A 21,527-nucleotide genomic window follows, 5' to 3' on the forward strand; every position below is an offset into this window, starting at 1 on the left:
GCTGGTTAGGCTGTAGGGATGGCGACAGTTATTCTCGTGCGGCATGGCCGCACCACAGCCAACGCCGCTGGACTGCTGGCGGGCAGGGCGGCCGGCGTCAGTTTGGACCCGTTCGGGCGCGAGCAGGCGGCCTTGACCGGGGACAGACTCGCAGCCGTGCCCTTGGCCGGGGTGGTATCGAGCCCCCTCGAGCGTTGCCGGCAAACCGCCCAGCTCATCCTCGATCGCCAGGCTGGTAGTCCTTCTGCGCCCACCGATCCCGATCTCACCGAGTGCGATTATGGCCAGTGGCAGGGCCGCATGCTCACCGATCTCGCCACCGAAGACCTGTGGGCGGCCGTGCAGTCGCAGCCGTCCGCCGTCGTGTTTCCCGGCGGTGAATCCATGGCGGCGATGCAGGCCCGGTCGGTAGCAGCAATCCGACGGCACGATGCAGCCTTCGAGTCAGAGTACGGGCCAGGAGCCGTGTGGGTGGCAGTGAGTCACGGTGACATCATCAAATCAATCCTTGCCGACGCGTTGGGTATGCACCTCGACCTGTTCCAGCGCATCAACGTGGGCCCGGCCTCCGTATCGATCGTGCACTATGGTGCTGTTCGGCCGAGCGTCTATGCGACAAACACCGACGCGGGGGATCTGTCATGGCTGTCGAAAGGCGTCAACTCCGGCGATGCGCCGGTGGGTGGCGGTGCCGGACAGACGGCCCAGTAACCTTATGTGCCTAAAATACTGACATGCCCACACTTGTTCACGAGTTTGCCTGGCCTGACCGCGTCGTCATCGGTACCGTCGGCGTTCCAGGGTCACGCACGTTCTACCTGCAGGTACGCACGGGCAAGCAAATTGTGAGCATTGCGCTGGAGAAGCAGCAGTCGGCCCAGCTTGCAGAGAAGATTGACGAAATCCTCGATCAGCTCCTCACCCTCGAGGGCAACCCCTTCAGCGTTCCCACCGGTACTCCCATCGAACTCGTCGACAATGACCAGCTCGAGGCGGTCGAGGAGCAGTTCCGAACCGGTGCCATGACCTTGGGTTGGGACCCCACGACGGCCCAGGTGGTCATAGAGGCATACCCGATCATCGATGTAGATGACGACGACGAACCGCTTGATGCTGAGGTGCCCGAAATGTTGCTGGTGCGGATGCCGGTTGGCGCCGCCCGCGCATTCGCTAAGCGGACCCGTGAGGTGGTGGGCGCCGGGCGTCCCGCATGCCCGCTCTGCGGTTATCCCGTGGACGCCGACGGGCACGTCTGCACCCTGCCCGAGGTCTGATGCCCGCGCCCGACCTGCTGACTGCCGAGCTGACGCTCACGGGGCGGATCAGGACGGCGTCGAATGCCACCTTTGTGGGCACCATCGGCGACACCACGGTTGTCTATAAGCCGATAGCCGGGGAGAAACCGCTGTGGGATTTTCCCGACGGCTTCCTTGCCCACCGGGAGGTCGCCGCCTACCTGGTCTCTGAGGTCCTCGGCTGGAACGTCGTGCCACGCACCTGGCTCCGCGATGGTCCTTTGGGCGAGGGAATGGTGCAGCTGTGGCAGGACGCCGACCCCGACCAGAACGCGGTGGATCTCGTTGCTGCCGGCGACGTACCGGAGACCGGGTGGAAGCATGTCCTCAAGGGCCAGGATGAGACGGGACGGATGGTCGCCCTCGTCCACGAGGACACACCGGAGCTCAGACGCATGGCGGTATTCGACGTGGTTGTCAACAACGCCGACCGCAAAGGCGATCACATCCTTGCCATGCCAGACCGACACCGGCACGGCGTGGACCATGGACTCACCTTTCACCGTGACCACAAGCTGCGCACGGTGCTGTGGGGGTGGCTGGGAGAGACTCTGACCGACCAGGAATGCGACGGCGTCGATCGCGTCATCGAAGGACTGCACGGTGAGCTGGGCCGAAACCTCGCGAAGTTGCTCAGCGCCGAAGAAATTGCCTCACTCGGCGCGCGCTGCACCCGGTTACGGTTGACGGGGCGGTTTCCGGCTCCGAGCGGTGACATGCCCGCGGTGCCCTGGCCGCTGTTCTAAGGACGCCGAGGCAGGCTCTTGGCGATCTTCAGGAAACCCGTTGACCTGTAGCGACCCCGGGAATTGGACAGTTTCCTACTTGTTGTAGCCAAATGACGCATCAGGTTGTAGGGATCAGCCAGCGCCGCCCAGCCCACGAGAATCCCCGGCGGCAGTCCCAAGCAGACGGTCACGCAGATGTGGTTAGCGCGAAGGTAGGACCACATGGCGGCCGCGAGCGACAGCAGACAGCCGGCGTCGATGAAGAGGCCTCCGGCCCTCGCCCAAGCATGTCTACGGGTCTGGAGCCGGGCTGAGCAGCCAGCCGGCTGACCATCCAGGCGGCGAACACGTTGTGCGGGACCTTCGAACCCATCGCTTGGTCAAACAGCCGCAGCACCGGTTCATGAAAGTGCCCGTCTTTGAGCTGGAAGCCAGGGCAAAAAGTTCCATTCGCCATCCTTTGCCCGAAGCGATTGCTAGTAAGTCCCGAGTCTTTGGACTATTTCGTGATTCTCGGGTTACCGAACCCGGATTTCCTGCCCTCCGACTGTCAGGATGGAATCAAAGAACATCATGATCCACTGTCAACAAAACGGAACTCGGCGCTATTCTGACCCCACAGAAGATCATCGCGTCGGATTTCGCGTGCCAGATGAGAACAGCAGACGGGCGCAAGGGCGGGACAGAAGGGCAATATCGGGGTTAGGCGTCGCGGTGACTGATGGAGATGATCGCGCCGCCGAGTGCGGCGATGACCCAGGTGATGAGGACAGCTGCGCCGGCGCCGGGACTCAGAACCTCCCTGCCGGCCCCCTGCACGGTCGTGAATGCGGCACCTGCCGAGCTTGGTAGGTATTGCAGGATTTCGTCCCAGCTGGCGGGCAGGAGGGCTCCGGCAAGAGGGGGGAGAATCATGACGCCGGCCACGACGGCCCCGATGCTGCCAGCGATGCTGCGCAGGAGGATGCCCAGCCCCAGACCGAACGTGCCGATGGCCGTGATGTATCCCGCCATCCCAGCCAGCTCACGCAGGGTGTCGTCATCGGTCAACGCGACGGTGGCGGCATCGCCGCCAGCCAGGATTGCCATGCCAAGCCAGAATGCGCCCAGAACGCCAGTAACGGCGGTGACCGCGGTTACTGCGCCAAATACGATGGACTTCGACACGACAACTTGCCAGCGCCGGGGAACCGCGGCGACTGTGGCGGCAATCATGCGGGAAGAGTATTCACGGGCGCCGGCGAGGCAGCCGAGGACGCTGATCACCAGGACGGCGAAATTCGCGCCGGACAACACGACGGACAGCGGGTCAGTGCCGCCGCCGCCGTCGCTGGGCCCGGCGACAGAGCCGGTCGACGTTGCGGCGGCGAGACCTCCGAAACCGACCAGGACCAGTACCACCAATGCCATGCCGATCCACGTACTGCGCAGGGTCCGTATTTTTATCCACTCGGATGCGATCGCCCGGCCGAGGCCTTGACGACGGGCAGTAGTGGCGGAAGCGGTGCGCCGCCGGCTCGCCGCGATGTCAGCGGTACGGCTCGTGGGCGCCGTGACTGTGGTGGTGGGGTTGGTCATCAGGCGGCCCTCCGGGCGTCAGTGGTCGTGGTGGAGTGGGTGTTGTGTGGATTTGCGCCGGTGTACTCGACGCTGTCGCGCGTCAGGTTCAGGTAAGCCGTCTCCAGTGACGCCTCCACCGGGATCAGGGAGTGCAGCCGCAGCTTATGCAGGGCGGCGGCGTCACCGATCGCGTCAGCGGTGAGTCCCCGGACCTCGAGGCGCCCGATTTCCGGGGACGTTACGGTGGCGCCGGTGCCGGTAAGCAGTGGAGCGAGGGTGTTAGTGTCAGGCGAGACGACAATGACGAGCCCGTCGGAAGAGTCGGCGATGAAGTCGTCCATTGAGGTATCGGCGAGGATGCGTCCCTGACCAATGACCAGTAGATGGTCGGCGACAAGCTGCATCTCGCTCATCAGGTGCGAAGACAGCAAGACGGTGCGTCCGCCCTCCGCTAGCTCGGTAAGCAGGGCGCGAATCCACTGAATCCCGTCAAGATCGAGGCCATTCACCGGCTCGTCGAGGATCAGCACACCTGGGTCGGCGAGGAGCGCCGCGGCGATACCGAGGCGCTGGCCCATGCCCAGAGAGAATTTGCCCGCCGGTTTCCCGGCGACCTCGGTCAACCCGACGGTCCCAAGCACCTCCTCCACTCGACGCGCGCCCACGCCGACTGTCGCACCGAGCCAGAGCAGATGATTGCGGGCACTGCGGCCACCGTCTACTCCCTTTGCGTCAAGAAGCGCCCCCACCTCGGCCAGTGGAGCCGACGTCTTAGCGTAGGGGCGCCCGTTGACAAGTGCCGTCCCTGAGGTGGGCCGGTCCAAGCCAAGGATCATGCGCATGGTCGTGGACTTACCGGCACCATTGGGACCTAAGAAACCCGTCACCACCCCCGGCCGGATGACAGCACTGATGCCGTCAACCGCCACCTTGTCACTGTATTGCTTACTGAGCTGCTGTAGCTCGATCATCATCATTCCTATCGTCGGTGGAGTCTGTATCACGAGCGTCCGCTCGAGTCGTGGTCATCCTTGAAGGCCGCCATCCGTGGCAAACCGCATGCGCGATACACCGTAGGAGCGGTGTGTTGAGCGGATACCCCTGGTGGTATCCATCCACTTCACGCTAGGAGCCGGTCCTGCTGGCCTCAGGGACCTCTTGCTGTTTGGTGCCATTGTTTGGGCGTCGCAGCATGAGAGCTGCCAGTACTGCCCCGATGAGTGCGATCAATCCGGCCCCAACGAATGCTGAGGAGAATCCGCTGGTCAGGGCTTCAGTGTCACCAATCTGGTCAGCTCCGAAGGCTGTCGCGACTGCGGTCATGCCAGCCAGACCGATCGCCGAACCGATCTGATAACTGGTGTTAACGATGCCGGCGGCGAGCCCTCCTTCTTCCGGACCCGCACTGGAGATCGCGGTACCGAGCGAGGGAATGAAGGCCAATGACATACCCAACGCCGCAACGAGCGAGGCGGGGAGCACGTCAATCCAGAAGTTTCCGCCGGGACGGATGAGGGAGAGCCATCCCATTCCGACGGCCAGTACGGTGAGGCCTGCAACAGTCATGGCTTTCGGACCAAAGCGGTTGATCATCCGGGGTGCGAGGACGATCATCCCGATCATGATGAGCACGGTCATGGGGAGGAGTGCGGCCCCGCTGGGGAAGGCGCTGTATCCAAGGACCTGTTGCAGGTAGAGGTTTAGGAAGAACCACATGGGAATCCAGGCTCCACCCAGCAGCAGCTGGGCAATGTTGGCTGCGCCCAGGTTTGAAGTGCGGAAGATCCCCAACCGCATCAGAGGGTTACGCAGGCGTGCTTGAAGCCGAAGGAAGATTCCCAAAAGGGCGAAGGCTGCTATCAACACCAGCCAGGTCTCCGGAGATCCCCACCCGACCTCTGGGGCGCGCACGATCGCGAAGACGAGCGCACCGGTTCCGGCGGTGGCGGTAGCGGCGCCGAGCAGATCAATCGAGCCTTTGCGGGCGATCCCAGCCGGCATGAGGACGGGTATTGCGAGTAGGGCGATGATGGCGATGGGGATGTTGATGTAGAAGACCCAGGGCCATGAAACATACTCGGTGATGATTCCACCAAGGAAGACACCAGCGGTTCCACCGGCAGGTGCGGCAGCACCGTAGATTGCCAGAGCCTTGGTCAGCTGCTTCGGCTCCGCCCCGAAGAGCATCATCAACAGGGTCAAGGCCGAAGGTGCGATAAGGGCTGATCCCAGGCCCTGCACAGCACGTCCCGTGAGCTCGATGGCTACATCTCCGGCAGCGCCGGCGATAAGGGACCCAATGAGCAGGATCACCCAGCCGGCTCCGAAAATGCGGCGTGCACCGAACAGGTCCGACAAACGCCCACCGAGGAGCAGCAGGCCGCCAAAGGCGACCACGTAGGCGTTGAAGACCCAGGAAAGATCTTCCTGTGAGAATCCCAGATCTTCCTGGATGCGAGGCAGAGCGACGCCGATGATCGACGTATCCATGATGACCATGAATTGCGCTGTCGCTATGAGAGCAAGAGCGAGTCGTCTCCGTGAAGACGATAGCTGGGGAATAGCAGACATTTCATACTCCTAGGGTTGGGGAGCCCGCCCCCGCGGACGGGAAGGTCACAAATTGGGCCGGGAGTTTTAACTGGTTTGCATGAGTGAAAGCTGCGGGAAATTCATACCGCTTGTACGGTTTCCACCGGCACGCTTTACGCTTTCGCTTTGGCTCGTACGCTCTAGGCTCTGAACAAACCGCGCGGAAGGGAGGAACCGTTGCGGCCACAGGACCCTGGCGGCCCCTTAATGGATGGCGCCAGCCGGGCCGGCGACGCCCAAGCGCTCACCTGTCTCGATTTCTTCAGCACCCCTGCAGATTCCTGCCACGAGATGACGGCGGGACAACGCCCACGTGCTAGCTATGGGAAACACGTTGCTTTCAGCCCACAGCTATCTGACGTGCCGGCCGTATAGGAGTAGGGCAGGCGACAGACTTGGGTGGGGTACTGGACGTTAGGGCGCAGTCACTGATGCTGGCGGCACCATAGCCGCGACCTCGTCGGCTGCTGTTGTACGAGGAATGTTGCGAAGCATCCAGGTTGCAAGGAAAGCGGCGGCTACGGCCAAACCAACCAGCCCCAACTGCAGCACGGTTTCCGGAAACACCGTTCGCAGGGCGATGGGAAGTGAACTGGCCGTATAGAGGAATATGGCGCCTTTGGGAACGCTAGAAGTGCGCCACAGCGTGAGCATGAAAACCACGGTACCGAGGAGGAAGAGCATCGACACCACTGTCAGGGCGATACCCAAGGGACCTGATCGAAGGACGGCAACTACATCTTGGCCAATGTAGGGAAAGACGAGGTTGAGCACGAACTCAACCCCAACGAGGCCGGCCAGCGACGTTCCGGAGATAACGGCACCTGCGGCTGCGAGGGCCCCGGCCTTGCGGGAAACCAACAGATACATCCCGATCACCAGTCCGATGGCGGCGATTTGGGCAACCGGTGCAACGAGCTGGGTGAAAGCTGATGGGGGAATGATCCCTGCTCTCTTTGCCGCGTTGAGCAGCAAAATTGCTGCTGAGACAAATCCGGCGAAGGCAAAGATCCTGATGAGTGCTGCAGGTAGGACTACTTCGATTTTTGATGACATCTGAAGCTCTTATCTAGAGGGTTCTGCACGAATTACGAGTGGTGAAGGAGGCGTCTTGCCCTGGGATGGCGGATAACTTGAAGCTACGCGGGCGCTTAGTGACCTGGCGTCACCACGTGTGGTGATTGATGGGGTGGTTGACCCTATATCTCTCGATTAACCGGCGTCGGTGCCTTTTTCTTTATGGGGCTTGCCGCCCAACCGACTCGGCAGTGGATGAGGGAGGCCTCTGCGCCCCACGTTCTGGTGGGACTTCCAACCCTCGCTCGCGACAGGTGATTATTCCGACGTCTCAGGTTGTGTTGATGCCGGGGGCCATGAGCCAGCCCGGCTGAGCAGGGCATTGTTCATGTTCTCGAATCCCTTTTTTGTCCGTTGAAGTACCCCGGTCATGAGTGGCACCAATAGGCCAGAAAAGGTTTCCGTTTGAGTAAGAGTGGTGCCGCCGGCCGTGGGTTTGAGGACGAAGGCGTGGCGGCCATCGAAGAGCCCCTGTATTCCGAGTGTTCCGAACCACTCGAACAAGTGCTCGGGTTCCACTGCGGTCACGCGTGGACGGAAGGTCATTCCCCGCCCACCAGGTGGGACTATCCTGATGCTCAGTTTGTGGCCAACCTTAGGGTCCCCGCTGGCCCGGGTGATGAACGGGTTCCAGTCGGTGTAGGCAGGGAAGTCGGTGAGGATCTTCCACGCGACGTCCGGCGGTGACGGTATGTGGGTGGTCACTGAGATGGTTCTCAATTTTTCCTCCTGATTACACGCGGGGATGTGGGGTTCGGGTGAGGGGCGAATTCCGCCCTGCCTTCTGCTGCGGGTCGTGGGTCGTTGGGTGAAATCGGAGGTTTGGCTGCTGCTGTGCCAGCGCCGGATCTTAGTGGTTTTGTCCTGGGTCTTGATCCTCCAGGAGATTCACGGCTATCAACGTTGCGCCGATGTTCCTAACTTTTGCGAGCAGGCCGTGCAGCGCTGCCTGATCGACGACGGGCCCGCACAGGCTGGTTGTTCCATCGTTTTCTTGTGTGAGGACCATGCCTTCGAACCAATCGGTCCAGGAGCTGTCGAGGTGTCCCCGGATGCGGAGTTGGTACTGTCCGGGCCCGTGGTGTTCTGCTGGCATGTCGTTCTCCCTTTTCGAAGGCGGCTACCGTCCCAGCCATGCAGGCGGGACCGTTGATATGTTGAGGTCCTGCGGGAGCCAGGTGGTCTGGGCGAAGTGGCTTGTTGCGCATCAAATGCCCGATGGCGTTGTCCTGGTAATCCACCACGGGGTCTGTGTTGATTTCAGTTGGCCGGGGCGTGGGAGGGCTTAAGGTTTCCCCGGCCCAGTTGGTGGCCTGCGCTTTTACCTTCTTCAGACCAGAGGGAATAGCCGAGCCACATCATCGCCAGGCCCACCGGTACGGCGAAGGAACTGCCGGCGGTGTGCGGGAAGATCGAGGCAAGAGGTGTCAGGGCCGTTCCAAGGATCAGGACGCCGGCGCCCCAGCGGGAGAGGATCCTGGCACGGTAGATGGCGACGCCGAATATGAGGCCGCCTGGAATGTAGAGCACCGCTGAGACCAGGGGCAGTGATTCCAAAGCGCCCAGGCTCACCTCGCCACCGGAGCCGCTGAAGATTCCCAGGAAGCTGTCCACGAACCTGGGTGCTTCAGGAACCAGTGGCGGCAGGATGAGGGTCTGGGCGAAGGTGAAAGCGGTCAACAGCACGAACTATGCACCGAACATGAGGTACCCGATCAGTCCGAGCAGCCCAGTTTCCTTGACCTGCCGGAGGTAGATGCCTGTCACGCCGGCCAGTCCCAGAACTGACATGCACAGGGTCATGTATCCCACGATCAGCCAGGCGAGGCCATAAACTTCGGACACCTCATCTGTTGGATGCAGTGGTTGCCTGAGAATGTACAGGAGCCCGGCCAGCAGCGCGGATATACCGGCGGCCTGAGTGAGTTTGCTCGGTGTGATGCTCATGGTCCACGCTCTCCGGTTTGAGTTGGCCCGGAACGGATGCCCCGACAACCTGAAGCTACCGGGGCGTGTGGTGATCCCGCGTCACCAACCGTGGTGATAGATGTGGTGACTCTCCGAGGGCTGGTCCCTCAAATCAGGCCCTGCTCCTTGCCATGGCGCACCGCTTCCCGGCGGTTGTTGACCTCGAGCTTGATGAAGATACGTTTGGTGTGGGTGCGCAGGGTGTTGAGGGAGACAAAGAGCTGGCGGGCGATCTCCGGTCCGCTCAATGAGGTGCCAAGTAACCTCAGTACTTCCAGTTCGCGCTTGCTGAGGTCCTCCCGCTGAGGTGTGGGAGTCCTGCTGATGGCCGTTTGAGATACTACGGTTTTCTTGGATTGCTGAAGCAGAGCGGTGTGGGGCGGGGCGGTGCCCCTGGCTGCTGCCTCAGCAAGCAGCGGCGCCAGGGGCGGGCCTTCATCAAGAAAGAGGCGGACGTAACCCTCCGGCCCGGCTTCCGCCAGGGCACGTTCCAGGGGGACCAGCGCCAGTGCGCGTTGGCCCTGGGCCTCCAGCGCGAGGGCCTGCAGCACGAGGACCTCGTATGTGCTTCCTTTGCGTCCGGCTGCCTCCGCAGCTTCGAGCAGCCGCATGAGCAGGTCCTGCGCCTCCTGAATCGTCTTCTCTGCCGGCAGGACCCTAAATTGGGAAATGAGGAGACGTGCCAGCGTGAGATGCTCAAATTCCCGCAGGTAGCTCAGCTCCCCCACCGGCAGCAGGCCGCGGCTGCGTGCCCACTCCCAGCCCTCTGACAGCCGCCCCTGCCGGATCGTAATGCGCGCCTTCAATGCCGGGATTGGGCGGATCTCCGGAAAAAAGCCCCGCAGATACAGGAGCTGAGCCTGGTCAAGGGACTCAGTGGCCCCGGCCATGTCCCCCTCGGCTTCTCTTACGCCTGCCATCGCAACGAACCACCGGTAAGAGTGCTCCGTCAGGGGAGCGACTTGCCGGCCCAGCTCTTTACTGGTTTGAAGATGCCGGGCTGCGCTCTCCAGGTCACCAAATTCACGGCTGAGTTCGCTGTAGCCCACATGGAGCTCAGCAGTGGCACGGGGCGCCGATTCCCCTTGGGCGGCCGCATAGTCAAGGGCCCTTTCGTAAAGCTTTCGCGCTTCCTGAAGCTGTCCCCTCGCGATCTGCATGTCTGCCAGCAGGATGGTGCTGCTGAGCTCATCAGTGAGGTTGCCCGCTTCATGGAGGCTCGCGACTGCATCTGAGAAGGTGTCAACAGCCGTTTCAACGTCGCCTTGTGCCCAGGAAGCCAACCCCAGAAACCCTGCGGCAGCACCACGGGCGAAATGGTCTTCCGGCCCGGCAAGTTCGAAAGCCTCCCGTGCATGTTGTGCAGTGGTGTAAACGTCGCCCCGGGCCTGCGCCAATGAGGCCCGGTACATTGCGATGGTTGATGGCAGCATTCGGAGCTCTTGCCCGCGGATTGATTTCAGGTCCGAATTTCCCGGACCCTTCCCTTCTGCTGCTGCGGCCTTCACTCCCTGTTCAGCGGCCCCAAGCCAAGGCTCGACAGCGTCGAGGTCGCCGGAGACGAGCGTGCGCCAGGCATAGAAGACACTGAGCAGGGGGCGGACACGGACCACCTCCTCAGGTAGTGCCGTCAGCCAGGCCAGCATCATTCCATCCTGTCGGGTCCGGCGCATCGTTGGCAGAACCGCTTCGATCAGGTCGGCGGCCCGTCCAAAGTCCTCGGCCGCCAATGCGTGGTGAACCGCGTCCTCTATCAGGTCATTCTGTTCGTACCATTCGCTTGCCAGCCGATGCAGTTCAGGCATGCGGCCAGGCAGTTCCTGCAACACACGTGCACGCAGGACTTCGGCGAACAAAGGATGATAGCGATACCACTGCCGCCGATCATCCAGTGGAATAACGAACAGGTTGTCCCGCTCCAGCCCCTCAAGCATGCCCTGGCCTCCACCCACGCCTGTAAGTGCCTCACAAAGACCACCTGTCATGTGCTCCAGGGGAGCTGTGGCCAGCAGGAAGTTTCGGACTTCTGCCGGCTGATGCTGCAACACCTCCTCCAGCAGGTAGTCGATGACGAAGCGATTGCTTCCTGTGAAAGCCTTGATGAACCCGGAGACGTCCCCGTGCTCCCGTAGCGACACCCCGGCCAGCTGAAGCCCCGCGATCCACCCCTCGGTCCGGGTCGCAAGGGCAGCGATGTCGTCCGTTGAAAGACCCAGATTCATGACCTGGTTGAGGAAATCAGCCGCTTCGTCCGGTGTGAAGCGCAGGTCGGCAGCCCGGAGCTCGGTTAGCTCGCCGCGGCTCCGTAAGCGGGCCAGTGACAGCGGAGGATCCGATCTGGTGGCGATGACCAGGTGCAGCTGTGGCGGCAGATGGTCAAGAAGGAACGCGAGGGCGTCATGAACGGGTCGTTTTTCAATGAGGTGGTAGTCATCGAGCACGAGGATGAACTCTTTCCCGGACCGCGCTATGTCATTGATCAGGGACGTCAGCGCAGGTTCCACCGCCAGGACCTGGCCGCTGTGCCTCCGGCCCGTGATCTCATTGCCGATTTCCGCGTCAACGCCTTGCAGTGCAGCAACAATGTAGGCCAGAAAGCGTGAGGGGTCGTTATCGTGCGCGTCAAGGGACAGCCAGGCGATGCATACGCCCGGGTGCTGCTGTCTGCGCTGGGTGATCCATTCGCTGACCAGGGTGGTTTTGCCGAAGCCTGCCGGAGCACACACGAGAGACAGCTTCCGGCTCGGGCCCAGTTCGTCATTAAGACGCTTGAAAAGCCGGGGCCGGGAAGTGATCTGCGGGCGCGGTGCGGGGAAAAAGAGCTTCGTAGCCAGCACTGGCGTTGGCATGCCCCCAGTATAGGCGTGTGGTTACCCGCAAGCCGTTGTGACTCTCCTGCACTTGTCTGCAGATTGCCCGGCATGAAAGAAGCCGCCGTTGAGCACACGTCGGCTTGCGGCGTTCGCTACTGCGTCCCAGGAAACAGAACGGAGGCAACCCCACGAGCAGCTTGCCGCGGATCTGCCGGCAGTCCCGGAGGCAGACTACCGCTGAGCCAAAGGGCGGAAAACCCGTGGACCAGGGACCAAGCCGCCAACGCCGCGTCCTGTGGCACCGGGCCTGATTCTGAGGATGTGAACGGCGCAACCCCCCGGTAGAGAGACTCGCCCGCCCGGGCCTTCGCCGCGACCAGTTCCGGATCATTTGTCCGGTACAGCTCCGGCCGGAACATCACGGCAAAATGGGCTGGGTGCTCGACGGCGAAGCCGACATAAGCCACTCCCACCTCCAAGAAGTCACCGGTCCGCCGCTGCGCCTCCACCAGCGCGTCCGCGAGGAGACAGAAGCCCTGCACGGCGACGGCAGTCAGGAGGCCCGCTTTGTCCCCGAAGTGATGGGCGGGCGCAGCATGGGAAACGCCGGCCCGCCTGGCGAGATCCCGCAAACTCAGCGCTGACGGACCCGACTCTGCAATGGCATCGAGAGCGGCATTGATGATCGTGTGCGGAAGGTTCTTGTGATGGTACGACGACGTGCTCATGCCCCAAGACTAATCCCAATCTAGTCATTGACAAGTTGAGGTCGAAGAGTAATCTAGTCAGTGTCAAGATAGATGCCTCTGGAAGGAACGCACCATGGCACCACTAATCACACTCCTGGCCGTAACCCTCCTGCTTCGTATCGCTGGGGCTATAGGCATCAAACCCCTCCGGTCGTGGCATACCAGCCTGCGTGGTGGCTTGGCGGCCATGTTCACCTTCACCGGGGTGGCTCACTTCAACGGTATGCGGGGAGAACTCGTGGCCATGGTGCCGCCGGCCCTGCCCAATCCCGAACTGCTGGTCACAGCTACGGGCGTGCTGGAACTGCTTGGTGCCGCGGGCCTCCTCTACCGTCGAACGGCGCCGTGGGCGGCCGTCGGGCTGGCCCTGCTGCTGGTGGCCATATTCCCGGCTAACGTCTACGCGGCACAGGCCGGACTCATTGTCAACGGTGCTCTCGCCACGGCGCTCCTGCCTCGGACTCTGATACAGCTGGTATTCATCGCCGCTACGATCGCCGTAGCGATCCCCTACGCCCGGACTTTAATTCACCGCCGGCCGGCCGCCACCCGCCCAGTACTGCCTGCCAAGAATCCATCAAGCGCCACGAGGTAAGGCATCAAAGATGACTCGGCAGTCCCCTGGAAAACTTTCCAGCGGGATTGCCGCCACATGCTAACCCCGGTATAGCATTACGACACTCAAGGCCAGGGTGGCAGGTAGATGTCAGTGACGGATCCGGTTTTGATTCCGAGGTTGCTTGCGACCGCGGTCAGGGCAGGCGGATCCGTTGGCAGCGAAGATTAGGCTCGAGGTTCACTACGGTGGCTGCGAGCCCGTCGCGTCGGTGGAATGCCTCCGGATGCCGGCGTATAGAACGTAGAGCATGCACGGACTCGATGGTGGACTACGCCAGCGTGTGAAGCACTTTCACTGCTGCGAGTAGCATGCGGCGTTTTCCAGAGCTATGTGGTCCCGCAGATCGCCAGCCGGCCAGGCCGGGTTCAGCACAAGTATCTTGAAATGAAGAGTGTGCTTAAGCGGGCTGGACTGCAGGGTGTGGGGTTCGCGCGGGTCCTTGGGCGCGGCGATATATGAAGTATTCGGCCACGGCCAGGCTCAGTACCCAGGATGCCCCGATCAGCAGTGCCCTGGTCAGCTCGTCAACCGGTCCTACGAGCAGGATCCAGGGGATGGTGACGACGACGATGGTTCCCTGGGAGATGCCGATGGCGTAGGCCCGGGACATCCATTCACTGTGCCGGACGTAGTTGTGGCGCCGTACGGCGATGAAGCCCAGGACGATGAAGGCCACCATGGCGGAGCCGAAGACCAGGCGAAGGGCGAGAAGGAGCGGCCCGTCCAGGGGTGGGAGGTCGTAGAAGACCGCCATCCACAGACCGGACAGGGCGGCGAGCAGGCCTGTGGGCGCGAGGGTGCGTCCGGCGATTTTGTGCCAGCTGGGCCTGCCGCGTTTGCCGCGGCGGAGCGAGGGAACGAACTGGAAAGCCCCGAGGACCAGGTACACGGTGACGGTGGGGATGTGGATCAGCACGGGGATGGGCGAGTCGAAGAACCGTGCGTTATCCGGGGTGATCTGGCCTCCCGAGAGTTCGGTAAGGCGCGTTGCGCCGGCCATGATCGGGACGAGGCTGAGGAGTATCAGGGCCGCGGGTACGAGCCATCGGGTCCGGGATGGCTTGGGCCGGGAGCGGGGAAGGGTCTGGGCTGTCATGGTGTCACTCTCTGGCGGGTACGCTCACGCACCCGTCGGGCTGAGGTCTGTCCAGGAACCCCCAGAGTTCCTTGCGAAGATGCTGGAAACAGGCGTGACCGTCACGTCCGCGGTTGCGTTATGCAGGCGTGGGTGACGCCGCACGGTTCGTTGGAGGATCGAGCGGGCCTTGGTCGAGCCGGAAGGGCGGGTACTTGTCACTCATCAAGGCCGCATACGAGATGGTCCGCACGGTCCACCGGTTGATGCCCATCAGCAGGTCGAAGATCCCAAGACGGTAGACACCGGTGAAGAGCAGGATGACTGCGGCGATGCATACCAGCAGGCTGAGCAGAGAGAGGCTCGCCGTTGAGGAGGAGGCTGCGCTGCCGGTGAGGGCGGCGACGATGAGCAGTTGCGGCAAGGCGAACAGCCAGGACTTGAACAGTACCTTCCAGTGGGAGAGCTTGGCGGGATAAGCAACGTCCAGTTCCGCCGGGTAATCGCTGCGGGCGAGGGTGAAGGGCGGATAGCGGTCGGTGCCAAGGACACCGTAGGCGTAAAACGTCACGCGCCAGTTCCAGCGGAGGACTCCGACGGTGAATTGGAAGAGCGAGGCCGGATAGCGGCCGGTGAACAGGATGGCAAAGCCTGCTGCCACTGTGACAACCAGGAATGCGACCCACAGCAGGGCCAGGATGATGTAGTGGGGAATAACGAGGACCCATTTGACCAGCCAGAGCCATCGTGACAGTCCGGGATCAAGATGCCCGGTAAGTTGTGCCGGCTCGTTTCCGATCCGGTCGGCTTCCTGCGAGGCACCGGGGGCGATCCCCCGTCCCAGGCCTGCAGCCCCGAGGATGATCAAGACCAGCGCGACGCCGATGGCAAGCAGCGCCGTCGTGAGACCGTTCACTTCCGGCGGAAGCGACCGGTAGGCCGACAGCATAGCGACCGCGGCGAGCCCGAGCAGGACTCCCACCACGAGCACGGCCATGGGCAGCGCGGGCATTTTTGCTACTGGTGAGTCTGGCGCGCGGGGAGAATTGCCGGGCATTGACGTTGACATGGCGATCTTCTTTCCTGGGGCCGACGGCTGGCGTGCCAGGAGCCGACGCCCGGACTCCCAGTTGTCGGCAGCACGTTTCGTACGGCGTACGCCCACCATACCGTACATAGTACGAATTGGCGATAGCTCCCGTCCCCATTAGTCCGGAAAACGATAGACATTTCCGGCGCTGGCCATTCTTGTGATCGGCCAGGAGCTACCCCCTGACAGCCGGACGGCTGCTAGGCCCCGTCTTCCGGCGCGGTAATCGACCGCGCGAGCCCTTCGAGGATGAGGTTAAGACCGAAGTCGAACTCGTCCCCGAAGTCGTACCCGGGTTTGAGGACGTGTTCGGTGGCCATCTCAACCAGGCGGGGGTACTGCCCGTCGGAAAAGAGCTTCACGATCGAGGAAGTGACCTCGGATGCTGCGTCCGGACCGTGGAAGGGCAGTGCCGCTTCCTGCAGGGCGGCCCCATAGATATAGCTGTCCAGCAGCGCATACGCGTGCGCCGTCATCTGCACGGAGAATCCAGCGGACCGCAGGGTGGCAAGGGTCGCCTCGTGATGGCGCAAAGTCGCAGCCCCCGGGGAGGCCCGGGTCTCCAGGAGCCCGACCGCCCAGGGGTGGCGCTTAAGCGCATTCCGTACCGCGTGCGCCCGGCGGTGCATCTGGTCACGCCACTCCCCCGCTGGCGATGGCGGCTCGATTTCGTCGAAGACCATATCCACGATGCCGTCCAGGATCTCATCCTTGTTCGCCACGTAGTGATAGAGAGACATCGGCCTGGTTCCCATGCTGGTCGCCAGGGAACGGATGGTCAAAGACGCGATTCCCGACTCATCGGCGAGGTCAAGCGCGCATCTGAGTACCCTTTCCCGGCTCAGTGGAATGCGTTTCGGGGGCAGGTTTTGCGTGCTGACTGACATGATGGCTCCCAGCCGTATCGGTTTAGTACTACGTACGCTACCATGACCGTACAGCGTACGAAATGGCGCTCTAAATCCACCAGTCCCAGGAGAGCGGCCATGACCGCACACGGTCAGAACGTCACAGAAAGTCCGTCCGGACGCGCAACGTCGCCAGTAGAAACTCCTATGCGGGCCATCGTTCAGGAGGCCTACGGGTCAGCAGATGTCCTGCACCTCGCATACGTCCCCAGCCCCTCGATTGGGGGGAAGGAGGTTCTGGTCCGGGTTCACGCGGCGGGACTGGACCGGGGCACCTGGCACGTGACGATGGGCCTGCCTTACGCGTTGCGGCTGGTCTACGGCATGCGCGCGCCGAAAAACCCCGTCCCAGGACTGGACCTGGCGGGCACCGTTACCGCAGTCGGGGCGGCAGTAACCAGGTTCTCCGTCGGGGATGAGGTTTGGTTTCGGGAAAGGTCCCTTTGCCGAGTTCGCCGCCGCGCCCGAAAACAAGCTCGCCCGTAAACCTGCCAATCTGACCTTCGAACAGGCGTCGGTCGTCCCGGTCTCGGCCAGCACGGCCCTGCAGGCGCTTCGCGCCGCCGGCCCCATCACGCCGGGGCAGAAGGTCCTGGTCCTTGGCGCCTCAGGTGGGGTCGGCAGCTACGCCGTGCAGCTGGCCAAGGCTGCCGGGGCCGTCGTCACCGGCGTGAGCAGCACCGCCAAAATGGACGTCGTCCGCTCTCTCGGCGCCGACCACGTCATCGACTACACGCGCCAGGATTTCGCCGACGGCCGCGAACACTACGACCTGATCCTGGACATTGCCGGAAACCCAACCCTCACCCGGCTCCGCAACGCCCTCACTCCCACGGGAACGGCGGTCCTCACCGGCGGGGAGGAAGGAGGATCTTGGACCGGCACATGGACCGGCAACTCCGGGCCCTGATCCTGTCCCCCTTCATCAGCCAGCGGCTGACCATGGTGATGGGCAAGGAAAACGCACCGGACCTTGAGCACCTTTGCGGACTCATCGAAGCCGACACCCTTGTACCGGTCATCGACCGCACCTACACCCTGGAGCAGGTCCCGGACGCCATGCGCTACTTCGACGCCGGCAAAGCCCGCGGAAAAATCGCCATCACCATCCACGCCCCACAAAGCTAAGAGAGAAACACACCATGACCGTTTCAGTGCCGCACAGCCCCTTGCATACCACCGGAAACCACCCCACCCGATCCCTGCGCGCACCGAGCCTGATCGCCGGAGCCGGCCTGCTGCTCATGGCAGTCCTGTCCGCCCTGGCCAACTTCGGCGCCCTGGAAAGCCTCATCACGGACGGCGACCCGGCAAAGACAGTTGCGGACATTTCCGCTGCCGAGCCGTTGTTTAGGGCGGGTATCGCCGGCCTGGCCGCCGTCGTCGTTCTGGATGTTATCGTCGCCGCGGCGCTGTTTGACGTGTTCGCGTCGGTGAACCGGAGCATCTCGATGACCGCTGCCTGGTTCAGGCTTGCCTACTCGGCTGTCTTCCTCGTCGGGATCTGCCGGCTCCTTAAGTCGGACTCAGCCTCTTCGCCTTACACCTGCTGTTGATCGGTTACCTGGCCTACACCTCCGGGTTCATGGCGAAAATCTTCGGCGTTCTGCTCATGGTCGCCGGACTTGGTTACCTCGCCGACGCCTTCGCCGCCATCCTCGTGCCTGATTTCCCATTCAGCTTCGCCCTGTTCGTCTCCGGCGGCGAGGTCGCACTCAGCTTCTGGCTGATCATCAGGGGCCGGCAGGTCCGGGTCCCCACCATCCCTTCCCCAATGCTCAGCACTCCCAGGTGAACAATCGCCCTGCTGGAGCAACCTGCAGGACGACCAACCCATCCTCCAAGGAAGCCCATCATGCAACAGGACCACAGCCCCTCCACGAGCGTCCCGTCAGTGCTGACCGCCGATACCACCGGAGACAGGAAGGCGCAAAGGGACCCGCCCCATGATGCTGGGTTGCCTGCCGTCCGCTTGAACCTGATGCGGGGCGGCTACCTGCTGATGGCGGCAGGACTCATCATCGTCAAATGGCCGCTTTTGCTGCAGGCCGCTTCCATGCCCGTGATGGACGGGGCCATCGTCTGCATCCTGACGGCGATGTCTCTGCTGGCACTTCTGGGCCTCAGGTACCCCATCGGGATGCTGCCGATCCTCTTGTTCGAGGTGATCTGGAAAGTGTTTTGGCTGGGGGTCGTGGCCCTGCCCCACCTCATAGCCAATGACATGGACACCGCCACCGCCGACATGCTCTTCACGATCCTCTTCGTTGTCGCCATCCTGGCTGTGACCCCGTGGGACTACGTGTGGAAGCGCTACGTAAAGATTCCCGGGGAAAGCTGGGGACGAACCGCCTAGGTAAGTTCCTTTGTATCCGATGGTGGCATCGCTGCCGGCGGACCTGCATGGACAGCCCTCCCTCTTTACGCAGCCCTGGCGCTTAGGTTCTGGTGATTCCGTCGAGCACTTTGTGCAGTCCCCACGCGTATTGCTGGGTCGAGACGTACCCGGCCATGATCCTTGCTGCTGCGGCGGACAGCGGGAAAGTGCCGGCCGGTATCGCCGAAAACCCCTCCAGGCGGGAGGCAATCCTTTCGCCTTCCGAACTTCCCCCGGGCCTGCCACCAAGCTCTGCCGTCTCCAGTGCTATCGAGCCAAAGACGTAGACGATCAGCAGATACGAGGCTTTCGCGGCCTCCTCAGCGTCCAGCCCGGAATCCCGAAGCGTTTCCATCAGGTGCTCGTTCAGGGCAAGGGCCCGCGGCCCGTCCATGGGTCCGCCGATCATCAGATTCACCGCTCCCGGATGGGCGGTGAGCCGCTCCCTGAGTTCCAACGCCAGGGATTCAATCCGCTGGCGCCACGGCACGTTGCGGTCCGAAAATACCGCCAGGTCCACCTGGCCCAGGAGGTGCTCAACAATGGCCTTCACCACGGCCGCCTTGTCGGGGAAATACGTATAGACGGCGTTCGGCGCGACCCCGACCCGGGCCGCGATCCCCCGCACGGATGCCGCGCTTACACCCCCTTCATCCAGGAGCTCGAGAGCGGCGCCCATGATCTCGTCCTCCGTCAAGGTGCGGCGGGGACCTGGCCGGGAACTGCGTACCTGCGTGGTCATTAATTCCTCTCTTGACTTTCTTCTGTACAGCGTACACTATTTGTACACCGTACAATTTTGTACGCTGTACAGAAATGGCAGGCACGGCATGAGCGCCACCCCAGGTTTAAAGATCCGGATTGTCACGGGAGGGCTCTTTGCCCTCAGTGCCCTGGCGTTCGCGGCAGCGGCCACGGCCCTGTCGGCGATGTTCGATTGGCCGGACGTGCTCCGGGAGCCGGCCGAGGTGGTGCTGCCTGCCTTTACCGCCAGCGGACCCGCCCTCATTTGGGCCTGGTTCGCCGCGGCGTGGACCTACGGGCTCCTGACCATCCCGGTCCTGCTTTTGCCGGCTGCACTCGGCCTGCAGGGGAATCCCGTTGTAAAGGTTGCCACTTATGCCGGTGCTGCCTCTGTGCTCCTGTCCCTCATCGGGTTCCTGCGCTGGGTGTTCGTTGTCCCGGCACTGGCAAGCAGCTACGCGACAGGTGACGGGCAAACGCGGGCTGCGGTGTCCGCCGCCTGGACAGCACAGCACCAGTTCGGCGGCGCGCTGCTGGGCGAGCACCTGGGCCAACTGCTGGTGATCGGCTGGTCCGCCGCTGTCAGCATCGTGATCCTGCGCAGTGGCATTCTTCCCCGCTGGGTCGGCGCCGCCGGCCTCGCCACCAGCAGCATCTACCTGCTCAATCAGGGCGACATCCTTGCCACCGCTGTGCCCGGATTCCCTGTCTGGGACCTCGCCGGTCTGATCGGGAGCACCGGCTGGGGCCTCTGGATCGCCGTGCTCGGCATCAGCATCCTGCTCAAGCGATCACGGGCTTCAAGTCCCGCTCCTACCTCGCACATCCACACTGCCCTCACAGCATTGCCTAAGGAACTGACACCATGACCCACACGAAGACTCCGCGGGCAATCACTATCCGGGCCTGGCTGTTATGGACGACGAGTTTCCTGGCCCTGCCGGTGGGAGGATATGCCGGCACCATCATCACCGGCCGCATCGACGACCCGCTCTCCGCGGCCATCGGCGGGGCCATCGCCGGACTCGTCATCGGCACCGGGCAGGCACTGACCAGCAGCCACAGGGTCCGGCCAGTCACCTGGATCCTGGCGACCATCCTGGGCATGAGCACCGGGGTGGCCTTGGGCTCCGCGGCCGTAGGCTACCGCACCGCACTTCCTGACCTCGTCCTGATGGGAGCGCTCAACGGGCTGGTCCTAGGCGTCGCCCAGGCACTTGCCCTGCCCCGGCGATTGGGCCGGCGCCGCTGGGTCTGGGCAGCTGCCATGCCTGCACTGTGGAGCCTCGGCTGGACCTTAACAACCCTGGCCGGAATCGCCGTTGATCAGCAGTTCATCGTGTTCGGCGCCAGTGGCGCCGTCCTCGTCACCGCCATCACCGGCCTCCTCCTGAACCGGCTGCTGCCGGTCGCAGCGTCCAAGCAGCCCACGATTATCCCGAGCACGGCAAAGGTTCACTCATGAATACCGGCCTGCACGTCATCTTCGGCACCGGCGCCATCGGACTGGCCACCCTCGATGCCCTCCGCCGCCGCGGCCGCACCGTCCGCATGATCAACCGCTCCGGCATAGCCCAGGTACCCAACGACGTCGAAGTTGTGGCCGGTGACGCCGCCGACCCGGTCTTCGCTGCCCGCGCAGCCCGGGGTGCCGCGATCGTCTATCAGACGATGAACCCGCCCTACCACCAGTGGAACGCGCGTTTCCCCGCTCTGCAGGCCGGGGTGCTGGCGGCCGCTGAAGCCACAGGCGCCCGGCTGGTCAGCATGGAAAACGTCTACATGTACGGGCGTCCCGCGGGACGCCCCCTGACCGAGGACAGACCCAACAATGCCCACACCAAGAAGGGACGCCTACGCGCCGACATGGCTGACGAACTCCTGGGCGCCCACCAGGCAGGGCGTGTAGAAGTTACGATCGGCCGCGCTTCG

At 62.9% G+C, this 21,527-nt stretch carries 26 protein-coding genes and 1 pseudogene; 13 read left to right on the forward strand and 14 right to left on the reverse strand.

The window, feature by feature from the left end:
• Positions 1-18 precede the first annotated feature (18 nt).
• From B5520_RS06695 to B5520_RS06705, 3 genes are read left to right on the forward strand one after another with little or no spacing between them, the layout of a single operon-like run.
• Positions 19-711: an MSMEG_4193 family putative phosphomutase gene (locus B5520_RS06695; RefSeq protein ID WP_079596276.1), complete on the forward strand. Its 693-nt coding sequence runs from the start codon at positions 19-21 to the stop codon at positions 709-711.
• A 23-nt stretch (positions 712-734) separates the two neighbouring features.
• A complete protein-coding gene (locus B5520_RS06700; protein ID WP_079596277.1) occupies positions 735-1,274 on the forward strand; it encodes a DUF3090 domain-containing protein in 540 nt (179 codons plus the stop codon).
• A complete protein-coding gene (locus tag B5520_RS06705) occupies positions 1,274-2,041 on the forward strand; it encodes an SCO1664 family protein (protein WP_079596278.1) in 768 nt (255 codons plus the stop codon). The genes B5520_RS06700 and B5520_RS06705 overlap by 1 nt, the downstream gene beginning before the upstream one ends.
• Positions 2,042-2,725: 684 nt before the next feature.
• Here B5520_RS06705 and B5520_RS06715 read toward each other — a convergent pair.
• From B5520_RS06715 to B5520_RS06760, 10 genes are all read right to left on the reverse strand, one after another.
• Positions 2,726-3,601: an ABC transporter permease gene (locus B5520_RS06715; protein WP_217700312.1), complete on the reverse strand. Its 876-nt coding sequence runs from the start codon at positions 3,599-3,601 to the stop codon at positions 2,726-2,728.
• Complete coding sequence (locus B5520_RS06720) at positions 3,601-4,554, reverse strand: ABC transporter ATP-binding protein (RefSeq protein ID WP_079596420.1); 954 nt, start codon at positions 4,552-4,554, stop codon at positions 3,601-3,603. The genes B5520_RS06715 and B5520_RS06720 overlap by 1 nt, the downstream gene beginning before the upstream one ends.
• Before the next feature lie 154 nt (positions 4,555-4,708).
• Positions 4,709-6,154 (reverse strand): MFS transporter, encoded by a 1,446-nt coding sequence (locus tag B5520_RS06725; protein WP_079596280.1) that lies wholly within the window; start codon positions 6,152-6,154, stop codon positions 4,709-4,711.
• A gap of 435 nt (positions 6,155-6,589) precedes the next feature.
• Positions 6,590-7,231 carry a hypothetical protein gene (locus B5520_RS06730; RefSeq protein ID WP_079596281.1) on the reverse strand — a complete coding sequence of 214 codons (642 nt, stop codon included), beginning with the start codon at positions 7,229-7,231 and terminating at the stop codon, positions 6,590-6,592.
• 279 nt (positions 7,232-7,510) lie between these two features.
• Entirely contained in the window at positions 7,511-7,957 is a 447-nt protein-coding gene (locus B5520_RS06735) for an SRPBCC domain-containing protein (RefSeq protein WP_254865506.1), read from the reverse strand.
• Positions 7,958-8,102: 145 nt separating this feature from the next.
• Positions 8,103-8,348 (reverse strand): hypothetical protein, encoded by a 246-nt coding sequence (locus tag B5520_RS06740; protein WP_079596283.1) that lies wholly within the window; start codon positions 8,346-8,348, stop codon positions 8,103-8,105.
• 164 nt (positions 8,349-8,512) lie between these two features.
• Positions 8,513-8,932, reverse strand: a complete 420-nt coding sequence (locus B5520_RS06745; RefSeq protein WP_139386213.1) for a hypothetical protein — start codon at positions 8,930-8,932, stop codon at positions 8,513-8,515.
• 9 nt (positions 8,933-8,941) lie between these two features.
• On the reverse strand, positions 8,942-9,199 hold the full coding sequence (locus B5520_RS06750) for a hypothetical protein (protein ID WP_079596285.1): 258 nt from the start codon (positions 9,197-9,199) through the stop codon (positions 8,942-8,944).
• 128 nt (positions 9,200-9,327) lie between these two features.
• The gene (locus B5520_RS06755) at positions 9,328-12,069 is read right to left on the reverse strand and encodes a LuxR C-terminal-related transcriptional regulator (protein ID WP_079596286.1); all 2,742 of its coding nucleotides are present in this window, start codon (positions 12,067-12,069) and stop codon (positions 9,328-9,330) included.
• A gap of 116 nt (positions 12,070-12,185) precedes the next feature.
• On the reverse strand, positions 12,186-12,761 hold the full coding sequence (locus B5520_RS06760; RefSeq protein WP_079596287.1) for a TetR/AcrR family transcriptional regulator: 576 nt from the start codon (positions 12,759-12,761) through the stop codon (positions 12,186-12,188).
• Between the two features lie 94 nt (positions 12,762-12,855).
• Here B5520_RS06760 and B5520_RS06765 point away from each other — a divergent pair, with 94 nt between their 5' ends.
• Positions 12,856-13,377 (forward strand): DoxX family protein, encoded by a 522-nt coding sequence (locus B5520_RS06765; protein ID WP_079596288.1) that lies wholly within the window; start codon positions 12,856-12,858, stop codon positions 13,375-13,377.
• A gap of 421 nt (positions 13,378-13,798) precedes the next feature.
• Here B5520_RS06765 and B5520_RS06770 read toward each other — a convergent pair whose 3' ends face one another.
• The 3 genes from B5520_RS06770 to B5520_RS06780 form a co-directional block, all read right to left on the reverse strand.
• Positions 13,799-14,497, reverse strand: a complete 699-nt coding sequence (locus B5520_RS06770) for a DUF2306 domain-containing protein (protein WP_079596289.1) — start codon at positions 14,495-14,497, stop codon at positions 13,799-13,801.
• Positions 14,498-14,615: 118 nt separating this feature from the next.
• On the reverse strand, positions 14,616-15,488 hold the full coding sequence (locus tag B5520_RS06775) for a DUF4389 domain-containing protein (protein WP_368483718.1): 873 nt from the start codon (positions 15,486-15,488) through the stop codon (positions 14,616-14,618).
• Between the two features lie 278 nt (positions 15,489-15,766).
• On the reverse strand, positions 15,767-16,453 hold the full coding sequence (locus B5520_RS06780; RefSeq protein WP_079596291.1) for a TetR/AcrR family transcriptional regulator: 687 nt from the start codon (positions 16,451-16,453) through the stop codon (positions 15,767-15,769).
• Positions 16,454-16,762: 309 nt separating this feature from the next.
• On the opposite strand from B5520_RS06780, the gene B5520_RS22990 reads away from it, so the two are divergent.
• From B5520_RS22990 to B5520_RS06795, 6 genes are read left to right on the forward strand one after another with little or no spacing between them, the layout of a single operon-like run.
• The gene (locus B5520_RS22990; RefSeq protein WP_254865507.1) at positions 16,763-16,960 is read left to right on the forward strand and encodes an alcohol dehydrogenase catalytic domain-containing protein; all 198 of its coding nucleotides are present in this window, start codon (positions 16,763-16,765) and stop codon (positions 16,958-16,960) included.
• The gene (locus tag B5520_RS22995; RefSeq protein ID WP_254865491.1) at positions 16,890-17,384 is read left to right on the forward strand and encodes an NAD(P)-dependent alcohol dehydrogenase; all 495 of its coding nucleotides are present in this window, start codon (positions 16,890-16,892) and stop codon (positions 17,382-17,384) included. The genes B5520_RS22990 and B5520_RS22995 overlap by 71 nt, the downstream gene beginning before the upstream one ends.
• Complete coding sequence (locus tag B5520_RS23000) at positions 17,360-17,602, forward strand: zinc-binding dehydrogenase (protein ID WP_254865492.1); 243 nt, start codon at positions 17,360-17,362, stop codon at positions 17,600-17,602. The genes B5520_RS22995 and B5520_RS23000 overlap by 25 nt, the downstream gene beginning before the upstream one ends.
• 14 nt (positions 17,603-17,616) lie before the next feature.
• Positions 17,617-18,030, forward strand: a complete 414-nt coding sequence (locus B5520_RS22900; protein WP_217700313.1) for a DUF4386 domain-containing protein — start codon at positions 17,617-17,619, stop codon at positions 18,028-18,030.
• Positions 18,027-18,269 (forward strand): DUF4386 family protein, encoded by a 243-nt coding sequence (locus tag B5520_RS22905; protein WP_217700314.1) that lies wholly within the window; start codon positions 18,027-18,029, stop codon positions 18,267-18,269. Before B5520_RS22900 ends, B5520_RS22905 begins: the two co-directional genes overlap by 4 nt.
• A gap of 60 nt (positions 18,270-18,329) precedes the next feature.
• On the forward strand, positions 18,330-18,830 hold the full coding sequence (locus B5520_RS06795) for a hypothetical protein (RefSeq protein ID WP_079596292.1): 501 nt from the start codon (positions 18,330-18,332) through the stop codon (positions 18,828-18,830).
• An 82-nt stretch (positions 18,831-18,912) separates the two neighbouring features.
• Here B5520_RS06795 and B5520_RS06800 read toward each other — a convergent pair whose 3' ends face one another.
• A complete protein-coding gene (locus B5520_RS06800) occupies positions 18,913-19,593 on the reverse strand; it encodes a TetR/AcrR family transcriptional regulator (protein WP_079596293.1) in 681 nt (226 codons plus the stop codon).
• Between the two features lie 88 nt (positions 19,594-19,681).
• Between B5520_RS06800 and B5520_RS06805 the strand changes: the two genes are divergently transcribed.
• From B5520_RS06805 to B5520_RS23225, 3 genes and pseudogenes are all read left to right on the forward strand, one after another.
• Positions 19,682-20,464, forward strand: a complete 783-nt coding sequence (locus tag B5520_RS06805) for a DUF4386 domain-containing protein (protein ID WP_079596294.1) — start codon at positions 19,682-19,684, stop codon at positions 20,462-20,464.
• Positions 20,461-21,060, forward strand: coding sequence for a hypothetical protein (locus tag B5520_RS06810; RefSeq protein ID WP_079596295.1), 600 nt, complete (start codon positions 20,461-20,463; stop codon positions 21,058-21,060). The genes B5520_RS06805 and B5520_RS06810 overlap by 4 nt, the downstream gene beginning before the upstream one ends.
• Positions 21,057-21,500, forward strand: a pseudogene (locus B5520_RS23225) (hypothetical protein); the annotation flags it as partial. The gene B5520_RS06810 and the pseudogene B5520_RS23225, both read left to right, overlap by 4 nt.
• Between the last annotated feature and the right edge of the window lie 27 nt (positions 21,501-21,527).

The organism is Arthrobacter sp. P2b (genome assembly GCF_900168295.1).
Taxonomy (GTDB): Bacteria; Actinomycetota; Actinomycetes; order Actinomycetales; family Micrococcaceae; genus Arthrobacter.

Excerpts from the sequence above, each read along its gene's own strand:
- B5520_RS06705 (WP_079596278.1), top strand. The coding sequence starts at position 1,274 with ATGCCCGCGCCCGACCTGCTGACTGCCGAGCTGACGCTCACGGGGCGG.
- B5520_RS06760 (WP_079596287.1), bottom strand. The coding sequence starts at position 12,761 with ATGAGCACGTCGTCGTACCATCACAAGAACCTTCCGCACACGATCATC.
- B5520_RS06765 (WP_079596288.1), top strand. The coding sequence starts at position 12,856 with ATGGCACCACTAATCACACTCCTGGCCGTAACCCTCCTGCTTCGTATC.
- B5520_RS06810 (WP_079596295.1), top strand. The coding sequence starts at position 20,461 with ATGACCCACACGAAGACTCCGCGGGCAATCACTATCCGGGCCTGGCTG.
- B5520_RS06750 (WP_079596285.1), bottom strand. The coding sequence starts at position 9,199 with ATGAGCATCACACCGAGCAAACTCACTCAGGCCGCCGGTATATCCGCG.
- B5520_RS22900 (WP_217700313.1), top strand. The coding sequence starts at position 17,617 with ATGACCGTTTCAGTGCCGCACAGCCCCTTGCATACCACCGGAAACCAC.
- B5520_RS06755 (WP_079596286.1), bottom strand. The coding sequence starts at position 12,069 with ATGCCAACGCCAGTGCTGGCTACGAAGCTCTTTTTCCCCGCACCGCGC.
- B5520_RS06800 (WP_079596293.1), bottom strand. The coding sequence starts at position 19,593 with ATGACCACGCAGGTACGCAGTTCCCGGCCAGGTCCCCGCCGCACCTTG.
- B5520_RS06740 (WP_079596283.1), bottom strand. The coding sequence starts at position 8,348 with ATGCCAGCAGAACACCACGGGCCCGGACAGTACCAACTCCGCATCCGG.
- B5520_RS06695 (WP_079596276.1), top strand. The coding sequence starts at position 19 with ATGGCGACAGTTATTCTCGTGCGGCATGGCCGCACCACAGCCAACGCC.
- B5520_RS06780 (WP_079596291.1), bottom strand. The coding sequence starts at position 16,453 with ATGTCAGTCAGCACGCAAAACCTGCCCCCGAAACGCATTCCACTGAGC.
- B5520_RS06770 (WP_079596289.1), bottom strand. The coding sequence starts at position 14,497 with ATGACAGCCCAGACCCTTCCCCGCTCCCGGCCCAAGCCATCCCGGACC.
- B5520_RS06775 (WP_368483718.1), bottom strand. The coding sequence starts at position 15,488 with ATGCCCGCGCTGCCCATGGCCGTGCTCGTGGTGGGAGTCCTGCTCGGG.
- B5520_RS06715 (WP_217700312.1), bottom strand. The coding sequence starts at position 3,601 with ATGACCAACCCCACCACCACAGTCACGGCGCCCACGAGCCGTACCGCT.
- B5520_RS06700 (WP_079596277.1), top strand. The coding sequence starts at position 735 with ATGCCCACACTTGTTCACGAGTTTGCCTGGCCTGACCGCGTCGTCATC.
- B5520_RS06805 (WP_079596294.1), top strand. The coding sequence starts at position 19,682 with ATGAGCGCCACCCCAGGTTTAAAGATCCGGATTGTCACGGGAGGGCTC.
- B5520_RS23000 (WP_254865492.1), top strand. The coding sequence starts at position 17,360 with ATGGACCGGCAACTCCGGGCCCTGATCCTGTCCCCCTTCATCAGCCAG.
- B5520_RS22990 (WP_254865507.1), top strand. The coding sequence starts at position 16,763 with ATGGGCCTGCCTTACGCGTTGCGGCTGGTCTACGGCATGCGCGCGCCG.
- B5520_RS06730 (WP_079596281.1), bottom strand. The coding sequence starts at position 7,231 with ATGTCATCAAAAATCGAAGTAGTCCTACCTGCAGCACTCATCAGGATC.
- B5520_RS06795 (WP_079596292.1), top strand. The coding sequence starts at position 18,330 with ATGCAACAGGACCACAGCCCCTCCACGAGCGTCCCGTCAGTGCTGACC.
- B5520_RS22995 (WP_254865491.1), top strand. The coding sequence starts at position 16,890 with ATGAGGTTTGGTTTCGGGAAAGGTCCCTTTGCCGAGTTCGCCGCCGCG.
- B5520_RS06720 (WP_079596420.1), bottom strand. The coding sequence starts at position 4,554 with ATGATCGAGCTACAGCAGCTCAGTAAGCAATACAGTGACAAGGTGGCG.
- B5520_RS06725 (WP_079596280.1), bottom strand. The coding sequence starts at position 6,154 with ATGTCTGCTATTCCCCAGCTATCGTCTTCACGGAGACGACTCGCTCTT.